Here is an 8,821-nt window from a genome sequence, read left to right as displayed (position 1 = left end):
GGGTTGACGCAGGCGGCGGGTGCCACCGGCACGCCCGACGCGACGCTGCGTGCCGCCGCGCGGCTCGCGACCGGCGATCTCGCGGGTGCGGCGGCTGCGTTGCCGGGTGTCGGCCATGCGGCGCTGCTCGCAAGTTACACGCACGCGTTCGATCGGTTGGTGATCGGGTTGGCGGTCGTGACGGTGCTCTGTGCGGTGGTGGTGTTCGCGTTTCTCGGCGGGCGGCGGGTGGCTGCCGAAGCGGGCGACGACACGGACGGGCACGCGCATCCCGACGTGCCGGTGCGTAGCCGGATCGAAGCGGCTTGTGCGGAGACGCACGGGCGTTGAGCGTCGCGTCGTCGCGCATGGGCGCTTCGGCCACGGTGGCCGAGGCGCCTTCGTATTGCGTCATCGTTGTTCGCATGCTGACGATCCGCCGCGCGCATCACGCCAGCACCAGCGGCGGCAGCGCCGCATCCGCCCGTGCGTGCACCCGTTCCACCTCGACCACCACATAGTGCCGCGCATCCGGCCACAGGTGCGCGCGGCTTTCCGCATCCTCGTCGATCGTCGCGCGGCCCTGCACGAGCCAGGTCGTCTGGCGCACGAAGTCGACGAACAGCAGCGCGATCTCCGGATTCACGAGCAGGTTGCCGATCGTGTTGAACAGGTTGTTGCCCGCGAAATCCGGCAGCACGAGCGTGCACCGGTCGGGCATGTCGACGAGCGGCTCGAACGAGCCGTCCGCGCGTGGCTGGCGGCCGCGGTACGAGCAGTCGCCGTTGCCTGCCGCGTCGGCGGTCGCGACGATCAGGAACGCCTGCTCGCGGATGAACGCGATGGCGTCGTCTGTCAGGGGGCCGCGGTCGTTCATGGGGGCGGTCGGCGCTCACGCCGTTGCGTGGGAATGCGCGATGCGCACGCAAGCGACATGCCACGCATCGCGGCCGGCATCCGCGCGGCGGCGCGCGTGCGCATTGTGGAAATTTCGAACACCGGCCCGGCTGCTGCGCAATCGCGCTGTTCAGAATCGGTACACCCGCCGTGTTGTGTCGGTGAACACGGCACGGTGGCACGCGGGCCGGCGGTGGTCGCCGTGCTTCCGTCCTGTTTGGCACGCATGTTGCGTAAATGGGTGCAGCGCAGTCCAACCGGCGCTGCACTCACACAAGCACGATGAACAGGAGACATGTATGAACCCGTTTGACCTGAAGCAACTGGGCCTCGACGTCGAATACCCGTACCGTCAGCAGTACGACAACTACATCGGCGGCAAGTGGGTTCCGCCGGTGAAGGGCGAGTACTTCGAGAACGTGTCGCCGATCAACGGCCAGCCGTTCTGCCGCGTGCCGCGCTCGGGCGCCGATGACATCGAGCTGGCGCTCGACGCCGCGCATGCCGCACGCCGCAAGTGGGGCAAGACGTCGGTAGCCGAGCGCGCGAACCTGCTGCTCGCCGCCGCCGACCGGATGGAAAAGAACCTGAAGCTGCTGGCCGTGGCCGAGACGATCGACAACGGCAAGCCGCTGCGCGAGACGATGGCGGCCGACCTGCCGCTCGCGGTCGACCACTTCCGCTACTTCGCGGGCTGCATCCGCGCGCAGGAAGGCGGTATCTCCGAAATCGACGACAACACCGTCGCGTACCACTTCCACGAGCCGCTCGGCGTCGTCGGCCAGATCATCCCGTGGAACTTCCCGCTGCTGATGGCCGCATGGAAGCTCGCACCGGCGCTCGCGGCCGGCTGCTGCGTGGTGATGAAGCCGGCCGAGCAGACGCCCGCGTCGGTGCTTGTGCTGATGGAACTGATCGGCGACCTGTTCCCGGCCGGCACGATCAACATCGTGAACGGCTTCGGCAAGGAAGCGGGCGAAGCGCTCGCGACCAGCAAGCGGATCGCGAAGATCGCATTCACCGGCTCGACACCGGTCGGCAAGCACATCCTGCGCACGGCGGCCGACAACCTGATCCCGTCGACGGTCGAACTGGGCGGCAAGAGCCCGAACGTCTTCTTCGCCGACGTGCTCGACCAGGACGACGCGTTCCTCGACAAGGCGCTCGAAGGGCTCGCGATGTTCGCGCTGAACCAGGGCGAAGTGTGCACGTGCCCGTCGCGGATCCTGATCCAGGAATCGATCTACGAGAAATTCATCGAGAAGGCCGTCGCGCGTGTCGAGCGCATCAAGGCCGGCCACCCGCTCGACCTGCAGACGATGATCGGCGCGCAGGCATCGCAGCAGCAGCTCGACAAGATCCTGTCGTACATCGACATCGGCCGCGGCGAAGGCGCGCAATGCCTGACGGGCGGCGAGCGCACGGCGCCGGCGGCCGAACTCGGCACGGGCTACTACGTGAAGCCGACGATGCTGCTCGGCAACAACAAGATGCGCGTGTTCCAGGAAGAGATCTTCGGGCCGGTCGCGTCGGTGATGACGTTCAAGGACGAGCAGGACGCGATCGAACTCGCGAACGACACGTTCTACGGGCTCGGTGCGGGCGTGTGGACGCGCAACGGCACGCGTGCATACCGGATGGGCCGCGAGATCGAGGCCGGCCGCGTGTGGACCAACTGCTACCACCTGTATCCCGCGCACGCGGCGTTCGGCGGCTACAAGCAGTCGGGGATCGGGCGCGAGACGCACAAGATGGCGCTGTCGAACTATCAGCAGACGAAGTGCCTGCTGGTGAGCTACCAGGCCGAGGCGCTCGGGTTCTTCTGATCGCCGCAGCGGTGGCGAAGCGCCGGGGACGGCCGGTCGGCAGCGCAACGCCGGCCGGACCGGTCGCCGGTTGCCGGCAGTGACGGGCGCGGCGCGCGCGTGGATGCGGTGCGCCGACGCCGGTCACCCGGCACTTCGCCATTTTCGATTTCGACATTCGACACCCGGCGCGGGCCGCGCATCGTCGCATCCCGTGCCGGAAACGATACCGGCAGCCGCATGCTTGCCGCGGCCTGGCGCGCCGATGCGCGCGACGAAAACCAGCGACGGAAACCAGCGACGGAAACCAGCATGGCAGAACTGCCCCGATCCTTTCCGCGCCACCCCGTGTTCCACGCGGGCGAACTCGACGCGCAACATCGCTTCGGCGTGGCCGACGAAGCCGAGCGGATGAGCGACGTGGTGACGACGCGCGTCAGCATCGGCGTGCGGCAGTTCGTCGAGTCGCAGCCGTTCATGTTCGTCGGCACCGCACGCGGCGCGCACCCAGCTGTGACCTGCGACATCGTGCAGAGCAGGCGTGACGCGGACGGCGATCTGCTGCCGGTCGTCCGCGTGATCGACACGAAGACGCTGCGGTTCGCGTTGCCCGCCGTAGGCGACGGTGGCCGGATCGACGCGGCAGCATGCGACGGCAGTGGCGTCGGGTTGCTGTTCGTCGACTTCGTGCGCGGAATCCGCTACCGGATCAACGGCCGCGCGACGCTGCGCGCCGGTCTGCCGGCCGCGGACGCCGCGCCCTGGCCGGCCGGCAGCCCGATCGTCGAACTGGCGGTCGCGCAGGCGTACGGCAACTGCGGCACGCGGGTCGTGCGGCTGAAGCCGGCCGGGTAGCCGGCAAGGGCGGGGCGTCCGGCATGCGCGGTCGTCGCGCGGATCGCACCGGCGGCGTGCGCGGCATGCTGCGTTCGGGTGCGCCCGGATGGCGCGCACCGGCCGGACAACGTGGAATGACGGGCCGTTCGCCGAACCGCGCGGTTCGGCACGGGACTTGCGTGACAGGCGCGGTTCCGGGCAGGTGATGGAGGACACGATGGACCAACACGTGGCGTGCAGCGAAGAACCGACGGCCGAAGACACGCGGCGCAACGCGCAGGGCGACGATGCGCTGGCCGGGCAGGCGGTCGTCAGCGTCGCGCATGACGCCGACGAGCAGGCGCGCAACCTGATCGGCTGGCGGCAGACCTACGACCAGCTCGCGGCCGGCCGCTTCGTCGGCACGCTGACCGAGCTGCCGCTCGACACGATGAAGCTGTTTCGCGAATCGACGAGCCACCTGCTGCGCCAGGCGTGCGAGGTGCGCGGCGATGCGTACTGGTTCGGCATCCCGCTCGTGTGCGACGGCACCGCGCGCGTCGATGCGTGCCGCATCGGGCCCGGCGCGCTCGCGTTCCGGCCCGGCAACGTCGAATTCGAGCTGGTGACGCCCGCGCAGTTCTCGATCTACGGCGTCGTCGTGCGCGGCGACGTGCTGCGCCGCTATGCGGAAGAGGTCGAGCGCCGTGCGCTCGACGAGCGGCTGTTCACGCAGCGCGTGATGCAGGTCGGCGATGCGCGGCTCGCGCGCCTGTGTGCACTGCTCGGCCGCCGGCTCGACGGGGCGGTGGCGATGGCCGGCCCGCTGGCCGACGCGCAGCGCGACGACCTGCAGGCCGAGGTGCTGGCCGCGCTGTTCGATGTGTGCGCGCAACCGGCCGACGACGGCAGCGGCGGGGCGCCGTCGACGCGCCGCTGGATCGTCGAGCAGGCGCGCGACTACGTGCTCGCGCACCGCACGCGCCCGGTCGGCGTGCCCGAGCTGTGCGAGCAGTTGCACGTGAGCCGGCGCACGCTGCAGTACTGTTTCCAGGACGTACTCGGCATGGCGCCCGCCACGTATCTGCGCACGCTGCGGCTGAACGGCGCGCGGCGCGACCTGTGCGGCCGCGCGGCCGGCTCGGTGCAGGACGTGGCGGAGGCGTGGGGCTTCTGGCATCTCAGCCAGTTCGCGACCGACTACCGGCGGCTGTTCGGCAAGCGGCCGTCGGAGACGCTGCGCGACCGCGCGGCGATGGTCGCGGTGGGGTGAGCGCGGAGGGCGGCAGTCGAAGCGGTTTCAGTCTCAGTGTCGGCTCCGGCTCCGGCTCCGGCTCCAGTGCAGGTGTATGCACGCCGCTTCGCGTTCGACCAATGCGATTGGCACGCCGCGCGCTATTCCCCTATTCGGCCGTAGCCGTCGCGTCGCGCGGCGCGGGCCAAGCCAGCGAATCCCAGTCGATTGCACGATAGGCGGCTTCGACCGCCGCGAGATCGGCCGGCCGCTCGCTGCGATGCAGTCCGTGCAGTTCGGCCGGCAGGTCGAGCGCGACTGGCATGCAATGTGGATAGTCGCGCACGCGCAGCGCCGGCCCGATCGTCGTGAAGCACGCGAGCGTCGGCACGTCGAAACCATCGGCGAGATGCAGCGCGGCCGTGTCGGGCGCGAACAGCAGGCTGGCCCCCTTGACCCATGCAATGAATCGGGCCGTATCGCCGGCCGCATCGGCGCTTACGTCGACATAGGCGGGATGCGCGACGGGCCCGAACCCGGCCACCGGCAATCCGTAGCGTTGCGCGAGCTGCTCGACGAACGTGGCCCGTAGCGCGGGCGGCACGCTGCGCAACGCAGTGCTCGCGTTCGGGCAGAACAGCACGTACGGGCGCTGCCATTGCGCAGGCAACGCCGGCAGCGGCAATCGCGCGAGCCAGCGGTTGCGCCTGGCCGACGCCGGCACCGACGCGGGTTCCACGCCGAGCGCGTCGAGGAAGAAATCGATCATCGGCAGCCGCGCGAACGCGGGCCAGTACAGGTGATTGCCGACGTCGATGCACGGCGCGTCCGCCGGCAGCGCGTCGGCGGGATACGGCAGCACGCGCGACGGCGCGACGATGTCGGCCGCGAGTGTATACAGCGCATCGACATAGTGCGGCGCGCGGGCCGGCCGGTACAGCGTGAAACGCAGGCCCGGGTGCGCTGCGCGCAGCGCGGCGAGGGCGGCGAGCCCGATCACCGAGTCGCCGAGCGTGACGCCCATCCCGTTGATCACGTGCACGTGCCGTACGCCGTCATAGTCGAGCCGGAACGGCCGGTGTGCGGCGTGCAGCAGGCCGCGCGCGGGCGCGGCCGGCACGTGGCCGACGGCACGCGTGCCGTCGTGCTCGAGGTCGTACGGCGCGACGAGCGTGCCGTCCGGTGCGAGCAGCGTGCCGGGGAGTGTGAGCGCGTCGTCGTGCGACAGCGTACCGCCGGGTGGCGCGGTGTGCGTGTCCATCGTCATCCGCCGCGTGCGCGGCGGCCCTGTTCGCGGATCTGTTCGAGTGTCGCGGCCGGCGTGCTGGCGTCCTGCGGGATGCGGATCTCGATCAGCGCGGGCAGCCCGCAGGTCAGCGCGCGTTCGAGCGCGGGCGCGAAATCGGCGGTGCGCTCGACGGTCTCGCCATGCGCGCCGAACGCGCGCGCATACGCGGCGAAATCGGGGTTCGTGAGCCCGGTGCCATGCACGCGCCCCGGGTAGTTACGCTCCTGATGCATGCGGATCGTGCCGAAATGCCCGTTGTTGACGACGATCACGACGATGTTCAGCCCGTACTGCATCGCGGTTGCGAGCTCGTTGCCGGCCATCATGAAGCAGCCGTCGCCCGCGAGCGCAACGACGGCGCGCGACGGGTACAGCGACTTCGCGGCTAGCGCGGCGGGCACGCCGTAGCCCATCGCGCCGCTCGTCGGCGCGAGCTGCGAGCGGAAGTGCCGGTATGCGAAGTGGCGATGCAGCCAGATCGCATAGTTGCCGGCCCCGTTGGTGAGGATCGCGTCGTGCGGCAGGCGCTCGCGCAACTGCACCATCACGTCGCCGAGCTGGACGTCGCCGGGCATCGGCAGCGGCGCATGCCATTCGCGATACGCGCGATGCGCGTCGGCGGCGGTGCCTGACCACGCGGGGTGCTCGGGCGCCTCGAGCGTGGCGAGCGGCGCGGCGATCTCGGGCATGCCCGACACGATCGGCAGGTCGGCCGCATACACGCGGCCGAGCTCGTCCGCGCCCTGGTGCACGTGGATCAGCGTCTGCCGGGTCTTCGGGATGTCGAGCAGCGTATAGCCGCCGGTCGTCGCCTCGCCGAGGCGCGGCCCGATCGCGAGCAGCAGGTCGGCATCGCGGATGCGCTTCGCGAGCGCTGGGTTGATCCCGAGCCCGACGTCGCCTGCGTAGTTCGGATGTGCGTTGTCGATCGTGTCCTGGTAGCGGAACGCGCAGGCCACCGGCAACTGCCAGCGCTCGACGAAGGTGCGCAGGTTCGCGCACGCATCGGGCGTCCAGCCGCTGCCGCCGACGATCGCGAACGGCCGTTCGGCGCGCGCGAGCCGCTCGCGCAGCTCGTCGAGCTGCGCGGCCGACGGCGCGGCCGCGACGCGTTTCGCGGCCGGCACGACGGGCTGCGGCGCGCATGCTTCGGACAGCACGTCCTCCGGCAGCGCGAGCACGACAGGGCCCGGCCGGCCGGACGTCGCGACGTGGAAGGCATGGCTCAGGTATTCGGGGATGCGGCGCGGGTCGTCGATCTGCGCGACCCATTTCGCCATCTGGCCGAACATCCGCCGGTAGTCGATTTCCTGGAAGGCTTCGCGGTCGAGGTGCTCGCGCGCGCACTGGCCGACGAACAGGATCATCGGCGTCGAATCCTGGAACGCGGTGTGCACGCCGATCGACGCATGGGTCGCGCCGGGCCCGCGCGTGACGAACGCGATGCCGGGGCGGCCGGTCAGCTTGCCGACGGCCTCGGCCATGTTCGCGGCGGCGGCCTCGTGGCGGCAGACGACCGTCTGGATGCGCGCGGTGTCGTCCGCCAGCGCATCGAGTACGGCGAGGAAACTCTCGCCCGGCACGCAGAACACGCGTTCGACGTGATTGGCGAGCAACGCATCGACGAGCAGTCGCGCGCCGGTGGTGGCGGGCTGCTCGAGATCCTTGGAATGCGACATGGGCTGCCGTCTCCCTGGGTAGCGGGACGTACAGCTTACGCCGGTTGGCCGGGCGTCGGTATGCCGGCCGGTGAAAAGTGTCGGAACAAGGGGGGATTCGTGGTGAGTGCTTCAAGTTCGACCGAACGGCCAGCTTGTGCGCGAGCCCCCCGACGCTGAAGAATCAGGCACTACGAATGTCGAGCCGGCCCGCTTGCCGTGGGCGCGGCGGATGGGGCCGTATCCGGAATGCACGGAATGGCGTGCCGGCGTTCGCTTTCGAATCGATCCCAGGGTGAGCGTACATGTACACACATGGATTTACATCGTCGGCCAAGCGGATATACTGTACATCCACAGTACATCCGGATGTTGGGAGCGACATGCATATGACGAGGGTATTTCGGAACGGCAACTCGCAGGCCGTGCGAATTCCTGCCGACCTGGCCTATGAACGCAGCGATATCGAACTGGAAATCGAGCGCATCGGTGACGAAATCCGTATTCGGCCGGCGCGGCGGCCTTTGACTCAGGTACTGGAGAAGTTCGCGAAATTCGGGCCGGATTTCATGGCCGAAGGGCGTGGCGACCAGGAGCAGGCCGAACGTGAGGGTTTGTGATGCCGCGCTTCATGCTCGACACCAACATGTGCATCTATCTGATGAAAAATCAGCCGGAGCAGGTCGCCAGACGATTCGCGCAGTGCTACACGGGCGACGTCGTCATGTCGGCGATCACCTATGCGGAGCTCGAGTACGGCGTGACCGCATGTGCGAGCCCGGCGCGCGAGCGCCGCAATCTCGCCGCATTGATCGAGGATATTCCCGTCGCGCCTTTCGACGCCGCGGCAGCGCAAGCGTACGGCCCGGTTCGCGAGGCCACTCGCGAGCGGAAGAAGGACCACCTCGACAAACTGATCGCCGCTCATGCGGTGTCGCTTGATGTCGTCCTCATCACCAACAATGAGCGGGATTTCGTCAGCTATCCGGGATTGCGACTGGAGAACTGGCTGAACGACTGATATGACTCCCGGTGTCAATCGGGATCGGTTTTTCGGTTTCTCTGGTTCATGTTGCCGGAATTTCCTGAGGGCGACGTAGCAGTACATCTCGACGGTGGATCAAGCTGATATCCGCGGGTTGGG

At 69.0% G+C, this 8,821-nt stretch carries 9 protein-coding genes and 1 pseudogene; 6 read left to right on the top strand and 4 right to left on the bottom strand.

Going from position 1 to position 8,821, the window contains the following annotated elements; genetic code table 11:
- A pseudogene (locus tag G3N64_RS37160) lies at nucleotides 1–330 on the top strand (MFS transporter); the annotation flags it as partial.
- Between the two features lie 97 nt (nucleotides 331–427).
- Here G3N64_RS37160 and G3N64_RS37155 read toward each other — a convergent pair.
- On the bottom strand, nucleotides 428–856 hold the full coding sequence (locus tag G3N64_RS37155; RefSeq protein ID WP_205788594.1) for a pyridoxamine 5'-phosphate oxidase family protein: 429 nt from the start codon (nucleotides 854–856) through the stop codon (nucleotides 428–430).
- A 319-nt stretch (nucleotides 857–1,175) separates the two neighbouring features.
- Here G3N64_RS37155 and G3N64_RS37150 point away from each other — a divergent pair, with 319 nt between their 5' ends.
- Nucleotides 1,176–2,702 carry an aldehyde dehydrogenase family protein gene (locus G3N64_RS37150; RefSeq protein ID WP_205788593.1) on the top strand — a complete coding sequence of 509 codons (1,527 nt, stop codon included), beginning with the start codon at nucleotides 1,176–1,178 and terminating at the stop codon, nucleotides 2,700–2,702.
- Here the strand turns inward: G3N64_RS37150 and G3N64_RS37145 are convergent.
- On the bottom strand, nucleotides 2,672–2,995 hold the full coding sequence (locus G3N64_RS37145) for a hypothetical protein (RefSeq protein WP_205788592.1): 324 nt from the start codon (nucleotides 2,993–2,995) through the stop codon (nucleotides 2,672–2,674). The two genes, G3N64_RS37150 and G3N64_RS37145, sit on opposite strands and share 31 nt — an antisense overlap.
- Between G3N64_RS37145 and G3N64_RS37140 the strand changes: the two genes are divergently transcribed.
- Nucleotides 2,994–3,536, top strand: coding sequence for a hypothetical protein (locus G3N64_RS37140; protein WP_205788591.1), 543 nt, complete (start codon nucleotides 2,994–2,996; stop codon nucleotides 3,534–3,536). The genes G3N64_RS37145 and G3N64_RS37140 overlap by 2 nt on opposite strands.
- Before the next feature lie 199 nt (nucleotides 3,537–3,735).
- On the top strand, nucleotides 3,736–4,770 hold the full coding sequence (locus tag G3N64_RS37135; protein WP_205788590.1) for a helix-turn-helix domain-containing protein: 1,035 nt from the start codon (nucleotides 3,736–3,738) through the stop codon (nucleotides 4,768–4,770).
- Nucleotides 4,771–4,900: 130 nt separating this feature from the next.
- Here G3N64_RS37135 and G3N64_RS37130 read toward each other — a convergent pair whose 3' ends face one another.
- Together G3N64_RS37130 and G3N64_RS37125 are read right to left on the bottom strand one after the other, a co-directional pair.
- Nucleotides 4,901–5,998, bottom strand: a complete 1,098-nt coding sequence (locus G3N64_RS37130) for an ADP-heptose--LPS heptosyltransferase (RefSeq protein WP_205788589.1) — start codon at nucleotides 5,996–5,998, stop codon at nucleotides 4,901–4,903.
- The gene (locus tag G3N64_RS37125) at nucleotides 5,995–7,698 is read right to left on the bottom strand and encodes a thiamine pyrophosphate-binding protein (RefSeq protein ID WP_205788588.1); all 1,704 of its coding nucleotides are present in this window, start codon (nucleotides 7,696–7,698) and stop codon (nucleotides 5,995–5,997) included. The genes G3N64_RS37130 and G3N64_RS37125 overlap by 4 nt, the downstream gene beginning before the upstream one ends.
- A gap of 362 nt (nucleotides 7,699–8,060) precedes the next feature.
- Between G3N64_RS37125 and vapB the strand changes: the two genes are divergently transcribed.
- Both vapB and G3N64_RS37115 read left to right on the top strand, forming a co-directional pair.
- The gene (gene vapB, locus G3N64_RS37120) at nucleotides 8,061–8,297 is read left to right on the top strand and encodes a type II toxin-antitoxin system VapB family antitoxin (RefSeq protein WP_205788587.1); all 237 of its coding nucleotides are present in this window, start codon (nucleotides 8,061–8,063) and stop codon (nucleotides 8,295–8,297) included.
- The gene (locus G3N64_RS37115; RefSeq protein WP_205788586.1) at nucleotides 8,297–8,698 is read left to right on the top strand and encodes a type II toxin-antitoxin system VapC family toxin; all 402 of its coding nucleotides are present in this window, start codon (nucleotides 8,297–8,299) and stop codon (nucleotides 8,696–8,698) included. Before vapB ends, G3N64_RS37115 begins: the two co-directional genes overlap by 1 nt.
- Nucleotides 8,699–8,821: the final 123 nt, after the last annotated feature.

This window comes from Burkholderia sp. Ac-20344 (assembly GCF_017104975.1).
Taxonomy (GTDB): domain Bacteria; phylum Pseudomonadota; class Gammaproteobacteria; order Burkholderiales; family Burkholderiaceae; genus Burkholderia.
Note: the sequence above shows the minus strand (reverse complement) of the source record. Positions and strands in the feature narration are given on the sequence as shown.

Coding starts and splice junctions, on each gene's coding strand:
- G3N64_RS37155 (WP_205788594.1), bottom strand. CDS start 856: ATGAACGACCGCGGCCCCCTGACAGACGACGCCATCGCGTTCATCCGC.
- G3N64_RS37150 (WP_205788593.1), top strand. CDS start 1,176: ATGAACCCGTTTGACCTGAAGCAACTGGGCCTCGACGTCGAATACCCG.
- G3N64_RS37140 (WP_205788591.1), top strand. CDS start 2,994: ATGGCAGAACTGCCCCGATCCTTTCCGCGCCACCCCGTGTTCCACGCG.
- G3N64_RS37145 (WP_205788592.1), bottom strand. CDS start 2,995: ATGCTGGTTTCCGTCGCTGGTTTCCGTCGCTGGTTTTCGTCGCGCGCA.
- G3N64_RS37135 (WP_205788590.1), top strand. CDS start 3,736: ATGGACCAACACGTGGCGTGCAGCGAAGAACCGACGGCCGAAGACACG.
- G3N64_RS37130 (WP_205788589.1), bottom strand. CDS start 5,998: ATGACGATGGACACGCACACCGCGCCACCCGGCGGTACGCTGTCGCAC.
- G3N64_RS37125 (WP_205788588.1), bottom strand. CDS start 7,698: ATGTCGCATTCCAAGGATCTCGAGCAGCCCGCCACCACCGGCGCGCGA.
- vapB (WP_205788587.1), top strand. CDS start 8,061: ATGCATATGACGAGGGTATTTCGGAACGGCAACTCGCAGGCCGTGCGA.
- G3N64_RS37115 (WP_205788586.1), top strand. CDS start 8,297: ATGCCGCGCTTCATGCTCGACACCAACATGTGCATCTATCTGATGAAA.